The sequence below is a fragment of the Croceibacterium aestuarii genome (genome assembly GCF_030657335.1).
GTDB lineage: Bacteria > Pseudomonadota > Alphaproteobacteria > Sphingomonadales > Sphingomonadaceae > Croceibacterium_B > Croceibacterium_B aestuarii.
Genome location: NZ_CP131039.1, coordinates 2,721,986 through 2,739,654, shown reverse-complemented (window position 1 = coordinate 2,739,654; position 17,669 = coordinate 2,721,986). Strand labels below are relative to the sequence as shown.

General features: G+C 65.1%; 10 protein-coding genes, 1 tRNA gene and 2 pseudogenes. 7 read left to right on the top strand and 6 right to left on the bottom strand.

Features of this window, described 5'->3' with window-relative positions; all coding sequences use genetic code 11:
* Positions 1-128: 128 nt before the first annotated feature.
* Entirely contained in the window at positions 129-401 is a 273-nt protein-coding gene (locus Q7I88_RS13340; protein WP_159792146.1) for an HU family DNA-binding protein, read from the top strand.
* A gap of 78 nt (positions 402-479) precedes the next feature.
* Here Q7I88_RS13340 and Q7I88_RS13335 read toward each other — a convergent pair whose 3' ends face one another.
* A complete protein-coding gene (locus Q7I88_RS13335; RefSeq protein ID WP_305096400.1) occupies positions 480-1,274 on the bottom strand; it encodes a TrmH family RNA methyltransferase in 795 nt (264 codons plus the stop codon).
* A 129-nt stretch (positions 1,275-1,403) separates the two neighbouring features.
* Between Q7I88_RS13335 and Q7I88_RS13330 the strand changes: the two genes are divergently transcribed.
* Positions 1,404-1,489: transfer RNA gene (locus Q7I88_RS13330), tRNA-Tyr, on the top strand.
* Positions 1,490-2,022: 533 nt separating this feature from the next.
* Here the strand turns inward: Q7I88_RS13330 and Q7I88_RS13325 are convergent.
* On the bottom strand, positions 2,023-3,099 hold the full coding sequence (locus Q7I88_RS13325) for an AraC family transcriptional regulator (RefSeq protein ID WP_305096399.1): 1,077 nt from the start codon (positions 3,097-3,099) through the stop codon (positions 2,023-2,025).
* 155 nt (positions 3,100-3,254) lie between these two features.
* Between Q7I88_RS13325 and Q7I88_RS13320 the strand changes: the two genes are divergently transcribed.
* The 5 genes from Q7I88_RS13320 to Q7I88_RS13300 all read left to right on the top strand — a co-directional run bounded on the left by Q7I88_RS13320 (position 3,255) and on the right by Q7I88_RS13300 (position 11,929).
* Complete coding sequence (locus tag Q7I88_RS13320) at positions 3,255-5,912, top strand: TonB-dependent receptor plug domain-containing protein (protein WP_305096398.1); 2,658 nt, start codon at positions 3,255-3,257, stop codon at positions 5,910-5,912.
* 103 nt (positions 5,913-6,015) lie between these two features.
* Positions 6,016-8,073, top strand: coding sequence for an acetoacetate--CoA ligase (locus Q7I88_RS13315; protein ID WP_305096397.1), 2,058 nt, complete (start codon positions 6,016-6,018; stop codon positions 8,071-8,073).
* Positions 8,070-8,948 carry a 3-hydroxyacyl-CoA dehydrogenase family protein gene (locus Q7I88_RS13310; protein ID WP_305096396.1) on the top strand — a complete coding sequence of 293 codons (879 nt, stop codon included), beginning with the start codon at positions 8,070-8,072 and terminating at the stop codon, positions 8,946-8,948. Before Q7I88_RS13315 ends, Q7I88_RS13310 begins: the two co-directional genes overlap by 4 nt.
* Positions 8,945-10,276: a spinster family MFS transporter gene (locus Q7I88_RS13305; protein WP_305096395.1), complete on the top strand. Its 1,332-nt coding sequence runs from the start codon at positions 8,945-8,947 to the stop codon at positions 10,274-10,276. The genes Q7I88_RS13310 and Q7I88_RS13305 overlap by 4 nt, the downstream gene beginning before the upstream one ends.
* 24 nt (positions 10,277-10,300) lie before the next feature.
* Positions 10,301-11,929 (top strand): tannase/feruloyl esterase family alpha/beta hydrolase, encoded by a 1,629-nt coding sequence (locus Q7I88_RS13300; protein ID WP_305096394.1) that lies wholly within the window; start codon positions 10,301-10,303, stop codon positions 11,927-11,929.
* A 79-nt stretch (positions 11,930-12,008) separates the two neighbouring features.
* Here the strand turns inward: Q7I88_RS13300 and bktB are convergent.
* The 4 genes and pseudogenes from bktB to Q7I88_RS13280 form a co-directional block, all read right to left on the bottom strand.
* Positions 12,009-13,195, bottom strand: a pseudogene (gene bktB / locus Q7I88_RS13295) (beta-ketothiolase BktB).
* Between the two features lie 26 nt (positions 13,196-13,221).
* Positions 13,222-14,124, bottom strand: coding sequence for an SDR family NAD(P)-dependent oxidoreductase (locus Q7I88_RS13290; protein WP_305096393.1), 903 nt, complete (start codon positions 14,122-14,124; stop codon positions 13,222-13,224).
* Positions 14,121-15,886 (bottom strand): annotated as a pseudogene (locus tag Q7I88_RS13285) (carboxylesterase/lipase family protein). The gene Q7I88_RS13290 and the pseudogene Q7I88_RS13285 overlap by 4 nt, the downstream one beginning before the upstream one ends.
* 304 nt (positions 15,887-16,190) lie before the next feature.
* The gene (locus Q7I88_RS13280; RefSeq protein ID WP_305096392.1) at positions 16,191-17,579 is read right to left on the bottom strand and encodes a helix-turn-helix domain-containing protein; all 1,389 of its coding nucleotides are present in this window, start codon (positions 17,577-17,579) and stop codon (positions 16,191-16,193) included.
* Between the last annotated feature and the right edge of the window lie 90 nt (positions 17,580-17,669).

Here is a 17,669-nt window from a genome sequence, read left to right as displayed (position 1 = left end):
GTCAATTGGACGGTAGTCCGGGGCTTTCGCTTTGACAGGCCGGGGAAAAGGCGCTCAAGTCCCGCCCCATCGCGCGGCGTATTTACGCCGGTCCCGAACACGCCATGGATGAGGGGGAAACTCGGACAATGAACAAGAACGAACTGATCGGTGCCGTCGCAGAAGCGAGCGGACTCTCGCGCAACGATGCAACGAAGGCTGTCGAAGGGGTTTTCGACACCATCACCGGCGCGCTGTCCAAGGGAGACGAAGTGCGTCTGGTCGGATTCGGTACGTTCTCGTGCGCCAAGCGCAAGGCCTCTACCGGCCGCAATCCGAGGACCGGCGAACCGATGACCATCAAGGCTTCGACCCAGCCCAAGTTCAAGGCGGGCAAGGGCTTGAAAGACGCTGTGAACTAAAGCCGGTGCGGCTCGCGCCGGATTGATTCTTCCAAGGGCCGTTCCGCGCCGGCGGGGCGGCCCTTCGGCCGTCTGCGGTTAGGCTTGGCGCATCGCCGCGGCATAGAGCGCAATGGCGGCGGCGTTCGAGACGTTGAGGCTTTCGATTTCGCCCGACATGGGAAGTCTGGCCAGCGCATCGCAGTGGGCCGCAATGTTGTGCCGCAAACCTTCGCCCTCGGCGCCGAGAACGATTGCCAGAGGGCCGGACGGCAGGGCCGCGGCGAAATCCAGTTCGGCCTCGCCCGCCAGCCCGATTCGCCAATAGCCCGCTTCGGCGATCTGCTCGAGCGCGCGGGCGAGGTTCACCACCCGCACCCACGGCAGTGTCTCGAGCGCACCGGAAGCAGCCTTGCCGAGAACGCCTCCCTCCGGGGGCGCATGGCGGTCCTGCGTCACCATGGCTGCCGAGCCGAAAGCGACTGCCGAACGCATGATGGCCCCCACATTGTGCGGATCGGTGACCTGGTCGAGCACCACGATCGGCCGCGAGGGGTCTCCGGAAAGGACGTCCTCGAGGTGAATATCGCCGAGCGGCTCGCATTCGAGCACGAGCCCCTGGTGCGGCGCATCGCGCGCAACCAGGCGGGCGAGGTCGGCGACATCGGCATATTCGACTGGAAAGTCGGCCGGCAGTTCGCCGCCCAGCGAGGCCACGCCTTCGCGCGTCGCCCAGAGCTTGCGATGCTGGCGCGCCGGGTTCATCAGCGCCGCCTCGACGGCATGGCGGCCCCACAGCCGCACGTTCCCGTGCGTCGCGCGTCCCGAGCCGCGGCCGCCCTGCATGCGTCCGGCGCGTCCGCGCAGCGATTTCTTCGATCCACCTTTTGCCATGGGGCGCTCCTGTGCCAGCGGCACCATTGACAGGCAAGCGCGGCTTCGCCATTGGGCGCGCACTCGGCCGGGGTCTTGCGATGCAGGACCGCACATCAGCGGGATATCCCGCGTTCCCGGCACCAGGGTGGACAGGTGGCCGAGTGGTTAAAGGCAGCAGACTGTAAATCTGCCCGCGCAAGCGTACGGTGGTTCGAATCCACCCCTGTCCACCAGCCGGCCCTTCACAGATCTCGGGTTTGTCGTGCTGCCGGCCATCGCTCTACGGCGCTGTGGCAGATGGCCGGTTTCGTGTGGCGCATGCCGGCGGCTTGGTCCCATCGGCGCCGGCGGACGGCGCGGACAAGTCTGGTGAGTCTATTTACTCAGATGGTTAGCCCGGTGAGCCGCAGCAAATCGGTGGGGGGAATCGGGAGGCCCCATGGCCTGGAATCGGACGCTATAGATGATGATGCAGATTTCAAACGCAAGGCCATAAGTCGCTACCCTGTAGGGGAAATTACGCACTCTTATGATTACCGGCGCATTAACCAAATCGGCCTAGTTAAAGCCTTGGAAGCGCCACCAATTGCTTAATAGTCCCGGCAGCTTTGGATACCTAAGGTGCTCCCAACTTCATTATTAGCAGCGCCGCATTGTTCGCACCGCCCAATAGCCGCGCGGCGCCAGCACTTTATGCAGCAGCGTCTTCGCGTTGCAGCCGCGTTGCACAGTGGCCACGGAGGCCGGGTCAGCAGACTGCGAAAAGTCATCTTTCGTCGCGAATTTCCTTCACTGTCTTGTTGGTCCATCGCCGGACGGCGCGGCGCAGATTGGCTGCATCACTGAAGCCGACCTTCCAAGCGACATCGTCCAAGCTCATTCGCGTTGTCTGCAGATACTCGATCGCCAGCTTGCGCCGTACATCGTCGACGATCGCGCCGTAGGTGGCGTCCTCCGCCGCCAAACGGCGACGCAGTGTGCGCTCCTGCAAGCCGAGCTGCGCGGCCACCGCTGTCATCGGTGGGAACTGGCCGGGCGCTTTCAGTAGCAGCTGGTACACCTCTCCCGAGAGCCCCGAGGAAATGCGTGATTGCCCGATCAGACGCTCGCAGGTTTCCTCGAGCATCGTCCGCGTCAGCCGGTTGCCCAGTTCGGGCGTGCTGTCGAGAATCCCGGCCGGGTAATGAAGTTCGTTGGCCGCCTGGTCGTAGATGCACTCGCAAGAAAGCTCGCGCGCGTCCATTGCCGGGTGGTCGTCCTGCGGGAGTGCGAAAAGCGCGCGCACCGGGAGGTTGTCGGTCCCGGCCGCGTCGCGGATGTGCGTGAAGGTCATCTTCATCTGCTGGCGGATGAGGAAGGTGCGGACGTCGCCGCTCATCATGTCGCGGTAAATCTCGCGAAACTGCCAAATCGCCACGTCGCCTTCCACCCGCCAGAACAGTCGCACGGTCGGGGTGGCGAGCGGCTGGTAACGGACCGCAAAATCGAAGAACTCACGCATCGTGGGCGAGCACATCAGCGCGTATCCATACATTCCGTAAGCCGAAAGGTGCAGCCGCGAACCGATCGCGAAGGCATCCACGAACCCGGCACCCGCCGCCACGATGTTCTCGCACGCGGTCAGGTATTGCCCGATCGAGGTCAGCGTGTGTGGGTCTCGCACGTCGTCCATGGTAAGTCCGGTGCGCTGCAGTACGGTTTCTGCCGCGATCCCGCGCTGGGCGACCGTGTCTATGACCGTGGCGATCTTGAATGGCGCGAAAATGCGCTGGTTGAGCGTCGGAAATCCTGCGCGTTCATTGCGCATCGCGGCCTCCTCGCCGGTTTCACCTGATTTAGTCATTCTGTCCGCTTCTCCCTCAAGCATGTCCGCAAAAGACACAGAGATGTCCGCTCATGCGCTTTCGCGCGGGTCTGTCAGGCCATAAGCATGTCATCAAGTCGGCAAAGTCCGGCAGCGGCAAGGTCCGCGATGACGATGGGAGAGAGAGAATGTCGATGAGGTCGATTTCCAGGCAGCGCCGCGCGCGTCTGCTTCACCATTCCGCGCTTTTCGTCGCAATGCTGGGCCTGCCTGGCATCGCGCACGCGCAGGTAACAGAGACGGACGACCAGACCGAGGGTGCCGAGACCGCTGCCGACAGCAACGAATCGGAAACGGTGATCGTCGTGACCGGAACGAGCATCCGCGGGACACCCCCCACGGGGTCGGACCTCATTACCGTCACTCGCGAGGACGCCAAGTTGATCGGGGCAGCGAGCACGCCCGAGTTGCTCGCAACAGTGCCGCAGCTCAACAGCTTCAACACCGCGCCCCGCGTGAGCAACGGCGGCGTGGGATCGTTCGCTCCCGGTCTGCGTGGCCTTCCTACCTCCGCGACCTTGCCGTTGATGAACGGTCATCGCCTCATTTCCGGCAGTGTCCAGCAGACCAACCCGGACTATCCCCTCATCCCTGAACTTGCGATCGAGCGGGTTGAGATCGTCGCCGACGGTGCCTCCGCAATCTACGGTTCTGAGGCAGTTGCCGGCGTGGTGAATTTCATCACCCGCAAGCGGGTCTCGGGGCTGGAAGCAAATTTTCGCTACGGTTTTGCCGACGATTACAATGCTTTAAACGCTGGCGCCGCATTCGGTCACAACTGGGATACGGGCTCGGTCGTTCTCGCCTACCAATACCAGCAGAACAGCAACATCACCGGATTTGATCGCGACTATCGCTCGCTCGACTTCCGCTCGGTGGGTGGGATCGACACACGTTCGACAGTCTGCCCCGATGCGAATGTAAACCTCTTCGCGGGCACGATTTATGCCGCGCCCGACCTCAAGCCGGGGATCAATACCTGCGATCCACGCGGCCCGGTCGACCTCCTGCCCGAGAACCGCACGCACGCTGGCTTCGTTTCCGCACATCAAGATCTGTCGGACAGCGTAACCTTGTGGACGGACGTGCTCTATTCCGATCGCCGCGACATCGTACAAGCGGCGCTTCCGGGGCAGACCTTCGTCCTGATTACAGCCGCCAACCCCTACTTTCGTGCACCGCCGGGGACGGGCTCGCTATTCGGATACTTCGACTTCCGGCCCGACCGACTGGTCGGCGACGATCACTTCGACCAGACTTACCGCGTGCGCACCGGCAACGCGACCGCCGGGGCCGACATAGACCTGCCTGGCGACTTCCAGGCGACCGTCTACGGCACCTACGACTGGTCGCGGAACGACACGCTTCAGCCGGGCATCGACACCACCGCGCTTGCAGCGGCCGCCGCCGGGACGACGACATCCACCGCTCTCGACCCGTTCGGCTATCAGACCGATCCGGCGGTGGTCGCGGCGATCCTCGACAATCCGACCACCTTCACCAACCGCCAGCGCACGCGGATCGGCGCGGTAAAAGTGGACGGACCGCTGGCGCAGCTTCCCGGTGGCGACCTCAAAATTGCGGTCGGCGCCGAATATCGCGGCGAAACCTACAGGCAGCGGGGGCAGAGCGGTGGCGTGGGCTTCCCGGAAGACCTCTCGCGTAATGTCCAGTCGGTCTTCGGCGAACTTTTCGTGCCGATCGTCGGATCCCGCAATGCAGGGCCACTGGCCCGCAGCCTGACGCTGTCGCTATCGGGGCGCTACGATCACTACAGCGACTTCGGATCGACCACCAATCCGAAGATCGGCCTCACCTGGGAACCGGTCGAAGGAGTGAACTTGCGCGGCAGCTACGGCCACTCGTTCCGCGCGCCCGGTTTGCGCGATCTCGGATCGACGGTCGGTTCCTACTACTCCGCAGCCGCGCTGGTCGATGCGTTCGGCGCTCGCGACCCCGCGCGTGGGGCGGCTCAGGTCAACACGATCCTCCTGTACGGCGGTAATGAAGATCTCGAGCCTGAGACCGCGCTCACCTGGTCGGCCGGCGCCGACCTGCGGCCCAATTTTGCCCCGAACCTGACCGCGAGCGTCACCTTCTACGACATCAAGTATAACCACGTGATCGGCACCCCGTCGGGGCTCGGCGCACTGCTGTTCAGCGATCCGACCTTCTCAACGCGCGTCATCCGCGATCCCAGTGCCGCAAAGCTGAGCGACGCGATCGCCGATACCGTTCCGTTCTTCTACACCTTCGCTGCCGTCCCGCCGATCGGCAATATCCTCGACCTGCGGCAGGGCAATTTCGGGGTGCGCAAGACCAATGGCATCGATTTCGATTTCAATTATCGGCAGCCCACGGGATTCGGGTCGGTCTTCGCCGGAATCGCCGGCAACTACATCCTCAACTATACGAACCGACTGTCCCCGACCTCGGCGGAGAGCAACTCGCTCGACGCAGGGATTCCGCGCGCGACCTTGCGCACCACGCTCGGTTTCACCGCCGGTCCGGTGACGTTCGTGAACTACGTCAATCATCGCTCGGGCGTGACAGCATCCTATGCCACGCCGACCGGTTCCGCGCTCTATGAGGCGGAGGGTTACACCACCGTCGACCTGCGTCTGCTGGTGTGCCTGCCTGACCTGGGCTTCACCCACGGGACCGAACTGGCGCTGCAGGTCAACGACCTGTTCGGCGCAACGCCACCGTTCTTCCCCGGCACGGACGGGATCGGCGGCGCGTACAACCCGATTGGCCGTTACGTCGCGATGAGTCTGCGGACGGGCTTCTGAACCGGTGCGGGGTCGCGCCGAAGGCACCGCCCGCCCTATCCGGCGCGCTTCCCCACGCGCGCGCCGCTCGAGAAGACGAACACAAACCAAGGTTTCCCGTTAGATGAACCCTGCCAAGACCAGCGTGGATCCATGGACGCCCATACCGCAGATCCGATTGTACCGCGACTGGCTGAAAGAGACGCGCGGGCTGGATTTCGCAACCTACGAAGACCTGCACCGCTGGTCGGTGGAGAACCTCGAAAGCTTCTGGCGCAGCGTCTGGGACTGGGACGGCATCGTCTCCCCCACGCCGGTGACCGCGGTGCTAAGCGGGAATGCAATGCCCGGTGCTCGCTGGTTCGATGGCGCCAGGGTCAATTACGCGCGGCACGTGTTCCGCCACGCCGAGGCCGCCGACGCCGCCGGTCAGCCGGCCATCGTAGCGATGGACGAGCGCGGCGACAGCGAGACAATCGGCTGGGCCGAGCTGCGCCGTCAGGCCGCCTCGCTGGCGCTCGAGCTGCGCGCTCGGGGCATCGCGTCCGGGGATCGCGTCGCTGCCTATCTGCCCAATATCCCGGCGGCAGTCGTCGGCCTGCTCGCCTGCGCTAGCCTGGGTGCTGTATGGACGCTGTGTTCGCCCGATATGGGCACCGCCGCGGTGCTCGACCGGTGGCGGCAAACCAAGCCGAAAGCGCTGATCGCCGTGGACGGGGTTTTTTACGCGGGCAAAGCGATGGACCGCACCGGCGTTGTGGCCGAGCTCCGCAAGGCGCTGCCCTGCATAGAAGCGCTGTTTCTGATCGCCAGCGACTGCGGCGAAACCGAGCTGGCCGATGCCATCGACTTCGCGGCGACGATCGCGCGCCATGACGATGCGGTCGCCGCGTTCGAACCCGAATGGCTGCCGTTCGATCACCCGCTGTGGATCCTCTATTCGAGCGGCACCACCGGCCTGCCGAAGGCGATCGTTCACGGCCATGGAGGCGTGATTCTGGCGACCGCCGCCGGGCGGCTCCATTTCGACCTCGGCCCCAGCTATGCGCCGAACACTCTCGGCGACCGTTTCTACTGGTACAGCGCCAGCGGCTGGGTGATGTGGAACATCCAGGTGGGCGGGTTGCTCAGCGGCACCACCATCTGCCTGTTCGATGGATCGCCGAGCGGCACCAAGGCCGATCCCGACTGGACCCGCTTGTGGGAGTTCGCCAGCCATAGCGGGGTAACATGGTTCGGCGCGGGCGCCGCCTTCTACGCCAATTGCCGCAAGGCCGGAGTCGAGCTCGCACGGATTTGCGGGATCGAACGCGTTCGGGCGCTGGGAAGTACCGGATCGCCGCTTTCGCCCGATGTCCAGCGCTGGGGGACGGCGCAGTTCGCCGGTATCGGTCGGCCCGACATCTGGTGGTGCAACGTCAGCGGAGGCACGGAAATCGCCGCCGCCTTCATGGCCGGCAACCCCGAGATGCCCGATACGCCCGGACGGCTGCAATGCCGGCACCTCGGCGCCGCGATCGAAGCCTGGGATGCGCAGGGCAAGCCGGTGATTGACGAAGTCGGCGAAATGGTTTGCACCCGGCCGTTCCCAAGCATGCCGCTATATTTCTGGGGCGACGACGACGGCAGCCGCTACCGCGAATCCTATTTCGCCGAATGGCCCGGTGTCTGGCGACACGGCGACTGGCTGATCATCCGCAGCGATGGAAGTTGCCAGATTACTGGCCGCAGCGATGCGACGATCAATCGCCACGGGGTGCGCATGGGCACCGCCGAAATCTATGCCGCGGTGGAGCGGCTGCCCGAGATAGCCGATGCGATGATCATCGATGTCGAGGATAGCGAGGGCGAGAGCGAACTCATCCTGTTCGTCGTGGCGGCCGAGAAGGGACATCCCGATGCCTCGTTGGAAGCTGCGGTGGCGGCGGCGATCCGCACCAGCCTGTCGCCTCGCTTCGTGCCGGATCGGCTGATCGCGGCGCCGGGCATTCCGCGCACCCTGTCGGGTAAGAAGCAGGAACTGCCGATCAAGCGGCTGTTCGCCGGATGGCCCGTCGCAGAGGTGATCAACGCCGACGCCAGCGCCACGCCGGAGCTGCTGCCGTGGTACATCGAGCAGGCCCAAAGCTGGCGGCGCGACGCGACGCTCGAAGCCGGTCGGCGCGCAGGACAAACATCGTGAGGGCGGGGGTCGTCGGTGCGGGCCTGATGGGCGCGGAAATCGCTCTGGTCTTCGCGCTGGCGGGACACGACGTCGTACTCAGCGACACCAATGAAGACGCGCTTACCGCTGCGCTCGAGCGTCTGCGCGGCATCGTGACCAAGGGCGTGTCGCGGCAAGTCTACGACGCCCGGGCTGCGGACGCGGCGTTGAACCGGATTGCGCCGGTCACCACCATCGCCGCGATGGCCGATTGCGCGATCGTTACCGAAGCAGTCTACGAATCGATGGACGCCAAGGCGGCCGTGCTGCGCTCGCTCGACGCGGCCTGCAGGCCGAATTGTATCCTCGCCTCGAACACATCGACGCTGCCGATTTCGGCCCTTGCCGCTTTTCTGCCGCCTGAGCGGCGGGGCAGCTTTCTCGGTACCCACTATTTCTCGCCCGTATCGCGCATGAAGCTTGTCGAGGTGATCCCGGGCTTCGCCACCGATGAATCGGTGGCCGATGAAGTTGCCGAGCTACTCGCCGGGCTTGGCAAGGAGCCGGTGCGGATCAAGGACGTCGCGGGTTTCGCAGTGAACCGCATGCTTCACGCGCTGCTGATCGAGGCGGTCAAGCTGGTCGAGGAAGGCGTGGCCACGCCCGCCGAACTCGATACCGCATGCCGGCTGGGCCTCGGTCACCCGGTCGGCCCGTTCGCGCTGATGGACGTCGTCACGTCGGACCTTTGCCTGCAAGTGCAGGACATACTCCACGATGCCTATGGCGAGCGCTTCCGCCCGCGGGCCTTGCTGAAACAGCGGGTCGCGGCGGGATATGGCGGCGGTGGCGACCGGCCCGGCTGGTTGGACGCGCCCCGCAAATGGAATGGACGGGAGAGGAAACGCGAATGACCGAAGCCAACCCAGCGCGCATGACCGCCGCAACCGCACCGAGAGCCGGATACCAAACCACCAGGACCGCGCGCGTCACGCTCGCCATGCTGGCATTTGTCTACGTGCTCAATTTTCTCGATCGCCAGCTGATCTCGATTCTCGCCAAGCCGATCCAGGACGCGCTCGACATCAGCGACGGCCAGCTCGGCCTGCTCACCGGCTTCTACTTCGCGCTCTTCTATTGCTTCATCGCGATCCCGATCGGCTGGCTGGCCGATCGCACCAGCCGGGTGAAAGTACTCTCCGCCGCCTGCGCGATCTGGAGCGCCGCAACTGCGGCATGCGGCATGGCGGGCAGTTATGGCCAGCTGGTTGTCGCGCGGATGATGGTGGGCGTGGGCGAGGCGGGCGGCGTGCCGCCGTCCTATGCGATCATTTCCGACAGCTTCCCGCGCGAGCGGCGAACGACGGCGATGGCGATCTTCAACCTCGGCCCGCCGATCGGGTCCGCACTGGGCGTGGCATTCGGCGCGTCGCTGGCGGCCGCGTTCGACTGGCGCGCACCCTTCTATGCGATCGGGGCGATCGGGGTGGTTACTGCGGTGGCGGTCTTCTGGCTCGTCCGCGAGCCTAAGCGCGGCGAGACCGACCTGCTTCCCGCATCGGCCTTGGCCGATGCGGGGACCGAGGGTTTCGTCGCCACCATCCTCGATTTCTTTCGCAATCCGGTATTGCGCATGGCTTCGCTGGCGAGCGGCGCGGGCAACTTCATCACCTATGGGCTTCTCAACTTCACCGTGCTGTTCCTGATGCGCGAAAAGGGCATGACGCTCGGGGAAGTCGCGGTCTGGTACGCGCTGGTCGTCGGGATCGGAATGAGCGCCGGAATCTACGCCTCGGGCCGCATCGTCGACCGGTTCGCGCGGCGCAGCAAGACCGCCTACGCCACCGTGCCCGCGGCGTCGCTGGTGCTCGCACTGCCGTTCTTCCTGGGCTTCATCTGGGCGCCGACGTGGGAGATCGCGCTGGCGTTCCTCGCGGTGCCGATGTTCCTCAACTCCTTCTTCCTTTCGGCAACGGTCACCTTCGTCCAGAGCGAGGTCGCGCCCGGACGGCGGGTGATTTCGGGCGCGCTGCTGCTGCTGGTGATGAACTTCATCGGGCTTGGCCTCGGCCCGACCTATGTTGGCATGATGAGCGACTGGTTCCGCCCGGTTCACGGCGAACACGCCCTGCAGGCCGCCTACTATGCGCTCGCGCCGATGTATCTGATCGGTGCCCTGCTGTTCCTGCGGCTCGCCCGGCTGATCGGGCATTCGATGCGCCGCGACGGCATACCCGCCTAACATCACTGACCATCGGAGAGGATCATGAAACCCACGTACCGCATCGCCATCCTGGCCATGTCAGCTATCGGCTGTGCGGTTCCGGGCGTTGCACGGGCCCAGCCATCGAGCGAGAGCGCCGCGGCGCGCTGCGCGGCGCTATCGCGCCTGCAGCTGGCCGACACGACTATCGAAAGCGCGGTCCTCGTGCCGGCCAAGCCCGCCGAACAGACGATTGCGGGCGAGGTGTCTGGCTATCCTGGCTTTTGCCGCGTGGTCGCGCGCGTCCGTTCCGAACCCGGCTCCGACATCGGAGTAGAGCTGTGGCTGCCCGCACAGCGCTGGGCCGGGGTATTCCACGGCAACGGCAGCGGCGGTTTCGGCGGAACCTTCGCGCTCGGCTATTCGGGCATGGTCGAAGGCCTGCGGCGCGGCTTCGCCACCGCAACGACCGACACGGGGACCGCGCCTGCCACGCCGCTGGAAGGCGATGTGCTGATTGGCCAGCCTGCCAAGTGGCGAGACTGGGGCCGGCGTTCCACCCATGTCATGACCACCACCGGCAAGGCGCTGACACGCGCCTTTTACGGCAAGGAGCCGCGGCGATCGTATTACACCGGCTGTTCGACCGGCGGCCAGATGGGGCTCATAGAAGCGCTGTACTATCCCCGGGACTATGACGGCATCCTGGTCGGTGCGCCGGTGATAGACCGCACTTGGGGCCATGCGGCGGTGCTGTGGGACTACGCGGCGGCGAACCGCCAACCCGGGCGCTTGCTTTCCGAGGCGAAGCTCAAGCTGCTGAACCAGGCCGCAATCGCCACTTGCTGGCGCCAGGGTTACGCGTTGGCGGGCGACCGTTTCATCATGGATCCGATGCGCTGCCAGTTCGATCCGCAGGTGCTGCAATGCACGGGGGGCGCGTCGGATACCTGCCTGAGCGAAGGCGAGGTCGCGACTGCACGCGCCTTTTATTCGGGGCCTACCGATCGCAACGGCAAGCCGGGCTTTTTCGGCTGGCTTCCGGGCAGCGAAATGCCCGACACCTTCGGATGGTCGTTTCTTCAGAATCAGGCAAACGCGCAGCCGGCGTTCGGCAGTCTCTTCAAATGGGTCTTCGGGGCAAACTGGGACTGGAAGAGATTCGACTTCGGCCGCGACATGCCGACCGTCGACGCGCGGCTCGATGCGATCGTCAACGACGCAACGCGCGGCTCGCTGGAGGACTATGCGAAGCGCGGGGGCAAGCTGCTCGTCTTCCACGGGCTCGCCGACACGCTGGTCCCCACCGAGCAGTCGGTCGATTTTTTCGAGCGCCAGGCAGCGCAGGTGGGCGGCGCCGCGAAGCTGAGCGAGAGTGCGCGCCTGTTCATGGCACCCGGCATGATGCACTGCGGGGGCGGAACCGGGCCCGATGCGTTCAACTCGACGCTGGGCATCCCGCCTCGCCCGCCATCCGACGATCCGCAGCACGACATGTTCTCCGCGCTCATCGCATGGGTCGGCGGCGAGGCGCCGGAACGCATCACCGCGACCAGGTTCGCAGGCGAGGGCTCCGGGAAGATTGCCATGCAGCGCCCACTGTGTCCTTGGCCGCAGACGGCGGTGTATCGCGGAGTCGGCTCGACCGACGCGGCGAGCAGCTTCCGCTGCGAGGCCCCGCCGAAGCCCTAGGTGTTCCGGCCTGATATCGTGGCCGATGCGGCGGCCCTCACTCCCCATGCACGTGGTCGTCGAACTCAATGTGCTTCGATCAGGATGCGAGCGATCCTTCGATGACCATCGCGATGCCCTGGCCGCCGCCGATGCACATCGTGATAAGCCCGTAACGACCACCCGTGCGGTTCAATTCGTAAGCACATTTTATCGCCAGGATGCATCCGGTCGCGCCGACGGGATGACCGAGCGCAATGCCCGAGCCATTAGGGTTCACCTTTGCCGGATCGAATCCCAGGACCTTTGCAACGGCCGCCGCCTGTGCCGCGAACGCCTCGTTGCTTTCGATCACGTCCATATCCGCTATGGTGAGCCGGGCCCGCTGCAGCGCTATGGGGACGGCCTTGATGGGCCCCTCTCCCATATAGGCCGGCTCGACTCCGGCATGGCCCCATGAAATTATGCGAGCGAGTGGCCGCAGATTGCGGGCAGCGACTTCGCTCGCCGTGGCAAGCAGTACCATTGCAGCTCCATCGTTCACGCCGCTGGCGTTGCCGGCGGTAACCCGTTCATCCTCTTTGAAGGCGGGATTCATTCGGGCAAGGGCGTCGGCATCGACATCAACTCGCACATGTTCGTCGGTGTCGAAGACGATCGTCCCCTTGCGGCCGCGAATTTCGACCGGGACGATCTGTTCGCCGAAGCGCCCTTCGGAAATCGCGTGCGCCGCACGGCGGTGGCTCGTAACGGCCAGGGTATCCATCTCCTCGCGCCCGATGTCATGGCGCTTCGCCACGTTTTCGGCCGTGATGCCCATGTGATAATCGCCGATCGCATCCTGCGGGCCGAGGAGCAGTGCGTCTTCCTGCACGTTGGCGCCCATCTTGCGGCCCCAGCGAACGCCGTGATCGTGGTACGGCACGTTCGACATGCTCTCAGCACCTCCGGCCAGCTTATGCTCGCTTCGCCCAGTTGCATCATTTGTGCCGCGGACACGAGCGCCTGAAGTCCCGAGCCGCACAGGCGGTTGAGCGTGAGAGCGGGCACACGGGCGGGCACGCCAGCATTGAGGGCGACCACACGGCTCAGCATGTTGTCGCGCGCGCTGGTCTGCATGACCTGCCCCATGACGACGTGTTCCACGTCCTGCGATGTCACGTTGGCGCGGCTGATCGCCGCCTTCGCCACGATCGCGCCGAGCTGCGCGGGTATCAGCGTCTTCAAGGCCCCGCCGAACCGGCCGATCGCGGTTCTCGCGCCGCTGACAATGTAGATGTCTTCCAAGGTTCGTCCTTTCTGCGGGCGCGCGGTCAGACGGTGCGCGCGCGTTTGCTCGCCAGTTCCCGCCGCGACTGGGCCATGGCGTTTTCCGGGACAACCGCCCCCTCCAGCGCGCCGACCGCGGTCCATTTGCTTTGCAGCGCCTCGCCCGGGTCGTCCTCGAAGCCGAGAAAGACACCGGGAGTGAGCATGATCTCGGCGCGAGCGAAATGACCTGCCCCGGCGCACAGGATCGCGCGCGTCGGCGCGTCCTCGATTACGAGGGGCAAGAGCCCGGGGCTGACCAGCGAGGGTGAAAGATCCGCCAGATCCTCCTCCGACCAAATTCCCTCGGTCATTTGTGTCGCTGCCGTCGGCGCGAGGCAGTTGACGCGGATGTCGTGCTTTGTGCCTTCGATGGACAGGGTCTGCATAAGACCGACCAGGGCCATCTTGGCGGCACCATAATTGGACTGTCCGAAGTTGCCCCACAGTCCCGATGACGAAGTCGTGAACACGATCCTGCCGCCGCTGTTGGCGCGCATGGGCTCCCACACTGCTTTCGTGCAGATGGCCGCCCCCATCAGGTGGACGTCGAGGACATGACGGAAATCCTCGAGCGCCATTTTCGCGAAGCTCTTGTCGCGTAGAACGCCGGCGTTGTTGACGAGGATGTCGATCGCGCCCCAGGCCGTGATCGCGTCGGTCACCATCTGCGCGACCGCCTGCTCGTCCGTCACTGATCCGGTCGCGGCAATGGCTTCTCCTCCCGCCTCGACGATCGCATCGACCGCCGCTCCGGCAGCCGAGAATGCCACGTCATTGACGACGACTCGCGCACCTTGGGCGGCCAGATACAGTGCGTGTGACTTTCCGAGACTGCTGCCCGCACCCGTCAGGATAGCAACCTTCCCGGCGAGTGGCCCCGGTAACCCGGTCTCCCGCGCCGTCACGAACCTCGGTCCGGGCGGTTGAGCCCCTGTTCGGCGCCCGGTCGACAGGTGGCGGCCGGATCGGGCAGGCGCGGCGCGATGGACCCCGTTCGCCAGTTCCAGCTCTGTGTGCCGCTCGCCCGGCGCCGGCACATGACCTCTTCGTGCAACTCGTACATGCCTGGCATCAGCGCATACGCCAGGCGGGGCCGGTCACCGAGATCCATGTAGACGTGCCGTTCGCTGTAAGGCTCCCAGTTCGGCGCCTCCTGCGCCGTCGGGCGGCCATCGCGGGCGAAACTTGTCCAATAGTCGAGCAGCGTGTCGGCAAACTCGCGCTGCTCGGTGCTCTCCGGAATTGCCGGCCAGCCGGGGGGCGTGGCTGCGAACGTTCCGAAAACGAAGGGCACCTCGCTGGCATGAAAGCCCTCAAGCCCGGCCGCCGTCTCTGCAGGATAGGTGTGGTTGAAGCGGTAGAGGTAGGCGCGCTCACCGACAGCCGTCTGCTTGCGAACCATTCCCTCGGCCGCCCAACCGAACACCGCGTCGCGCGTTGCAGCCAGGCGGACTTCGTCGGGATCTGCTTGCGCAGGGTAAAGGCGCAGATAGGCTTCAGCGAGGTCGGCGTAGCGCGCCTCGATGTCGGCGGCATAGCTTCCCGGATCCTTGGGCAGAGGATACAGCAAATACCGCAACGTGCGGATTTCACCGCTGTTGAAGCCCGCCAGCAACGGAACATGCGCCTGTTCGCCCCTGTCGAACGTATCGACCAGTTGCCGCGGCAGGATCGCTCTGTCGATCGTCCCGTAGGGAACGAATCCTGCAGCCGTCACCCTGTCGAGCAGAGTTTGCGCATCGAGCCCGCGTAGGTCGGCGATGTGCGGCGCGCCGATTTTCGCGGCGAGCGCAGCGCCGATCCCCTCGGCCGACTGTTCCTCGTAGTGGGCGCTGCGCAACTCAGGCATCGTGAACAGGTAGCCGCTCTGGATGATCGCCTTGTCGAACAGCCCGCGTGCCTTGGGGGAGGCAAGAAGATACTCGGTGCTCAGCGCGCCCGCAGACTCGCCGAAGATGGTGACGTTTTCGGGTTCCCACCAAAGGCAGCGATGTTGTCCTTGACCCAGCGCAAGGCGGCGATCTGGTCGAGCAGGCCGTAATTCCCGGAGATGTTGGCCGGATTCTCGCGGCTGAGTTCGGGATGGGCGAGATAGCCGAACACCCCGAGCCGATAGTTGATGGAGACGAGCACAACGCCGCGTTTGGCGAATGCGCCGCCATCGTACATCGCGGAGTGCCCGCTGCCCCAGATCAACGTGCCGCCGTGGATCCACACCATCACCGGGGCGTTCGTCGCGCCCACCGGCGCGGTCACGTCGAGAGTCAGACAATCCTCGGCCATCCGGACCTTGCCGCGATCATATACGCCCGGCGCCATTGGCGGCTGCATGCATGCAAGCCCTTCGTCACGAGCGGTCCGTATGCCCTTCCAGCGCGGCATCGGCGAGGGCGCCCGCCAGCGCTGGTCCCCGACGGGCGGGAGCGCATACGGGATCGCCCGGAATACCGCCGCGCCCTCATCCAAAGTGCCGCGCAGTAGACCGGCCGGGGCATCGACCAGCGGAGCATCGCCGCGACCCTCGGCCGGGGACGTGGCACACGCGGCCGGTATAAGCGCTACCGCCAAGGCAAGAAACCGCCAGGCGATCCGAGCTCCGGTCAGTCTGCGCCGCCGACGCGAGAATTGGTAGCGGACCGTGCTGTCCAGAATCCTCTGGTTCGACATCGTCTTTCTCTCCCACCGCTGTCCGTATTCATCGACGGTGGTGCCGCCGCCGTACGACGCGTTGTTGAGATCACGTGACTATGACTTGTCAGGACACACCGTAAGCGCATCACAGGACATCAATGTATCTCTGGAGGACACCTGCCGCTGGAAGGGAGCCATCGCCTGTCCCGCGCGAAAGCGTGACGTCGGTACGCGCCGTTCATGGGGCAATCTGGATGGACATGGCTTTCGCGCGCCGATTTACGCCGCCTACGGTGCTCGCGCACACCGCTCCCTTCCATTGCCGGTCGGGACGGCCCGGTCACTCTCCGCTCAGGGCGAAGGGCTCAGACGCGCGAAGGTAGGTATCGGACAGGATCTCGCGACCAATCGGCGGCGCCGAGCGGCCCGCGCAATCGGGACGGTGGCATAGCCGGCAAGTCGTTCCCACCGGCGTGCGCTCATGCTTCCGCAGGTCGTCAGCATAGGCGAGTTCGTCGAGATAGTCTTCGGGGCAGACAAGAGCGACCGCACGCACGAGGCGGGGGTGGCCGTGTTGCCAACCGCGCACCTCGACCGAGCGGGCGATGGAAACGAAGTTGCCGCCCTCGGGCAGTTCGATCCGCTGCAGTAGCAGTTCGCCGCGACGCGCGAAGCAGTCGTGCACGTTCCACAGCGGGCAGGCGCCGCCGAAACGGGCGAAGGGGAAGCCGGATGCGTCGAGCCTTTTCGAGACATTGCCCCCGGAATCGAGCCGCAGGAAAAAGAACGGAACGCCCGCAGCGCCGGGTTTCTGCAAAGTGGTTAGTCGATGCGCTGCCTGCTCGAAGCTGACGGCGAATTCGGCGGCTAGGCCCTCGATATCGAACCGCTGGCGACGTGCCGCGGTGAGGAACGCGTCGTACGGCATGACCAGCGCCGCCGCCCAGTAGCCGCGAAGCGCTTGCGCCGCCAGCGTGCGGCCGTTGTCGCTGACGATGCCGGGGTCGCGCACGAGTTCGGCGATAGCCTCGCTCTGTTCGAGCGCGGCTATCTGCAGCGCGAGCTGGAAGCGGCGGCCGTCCTCAGTCAAGCGGGCATTGATCAGGACGCGCCGGCGGTGGAAGTCGTGGAACCGCAGTGCATGGCGCATCTCGGCGGGCGGGACGAAACGGACTTCGAGCTCGTGGACGTGCTCGATGTGCGCGGCCATGTCGGCCCAAGATTTCAGCCTCGCGGCGAGGGCCGACGCACTGTCATCGAGCGACGGGAAGTAGTTGCGCCGTTGGGCGAGGAAATGCCGTGTTTCCTCCACTGGATCGAGCACGTCCTCGACGCCCTTCTCGCGCTGTTCGGCAAGCGTGAGCCAGAGTTGCTCGTGCGCTGCGTGCAGGCGCATAAGCGCCTCGGCAAAGCCCGGATAGCTCGCGGCCACATCCTCAATGTCGATCTTCGGCAGATCGATCCCGGCGTAGAGCGGCGCGCGCAGGATCGCCTGCATGCGGGCAGCGGTTTCCTCCACCTCGCCGGCAGCGAGGTCGGCGATGTCGATGCGATAGGCAGCCGCCAGCTTGACCAGCATGTCCGCCGTCACCGGCCGCTGGTTGCGCTCCATCAGCGCGACATAGGAAGGAGAAATGCCAAGATCCACTGCCATGTCGGCCTGGGTCAGACGGAGGTCGCGCCGCACGCGCTTGAGACGCGGACCGATATAGAGCGCTTTGCCGGCCATCGGGTCTCCTTACAACTTTACAAACAAGACTTGTAAAGTTTGACAATACGACACCGCCGGCTCTCCTACAAGCGTGCTGCATGTGCGAAG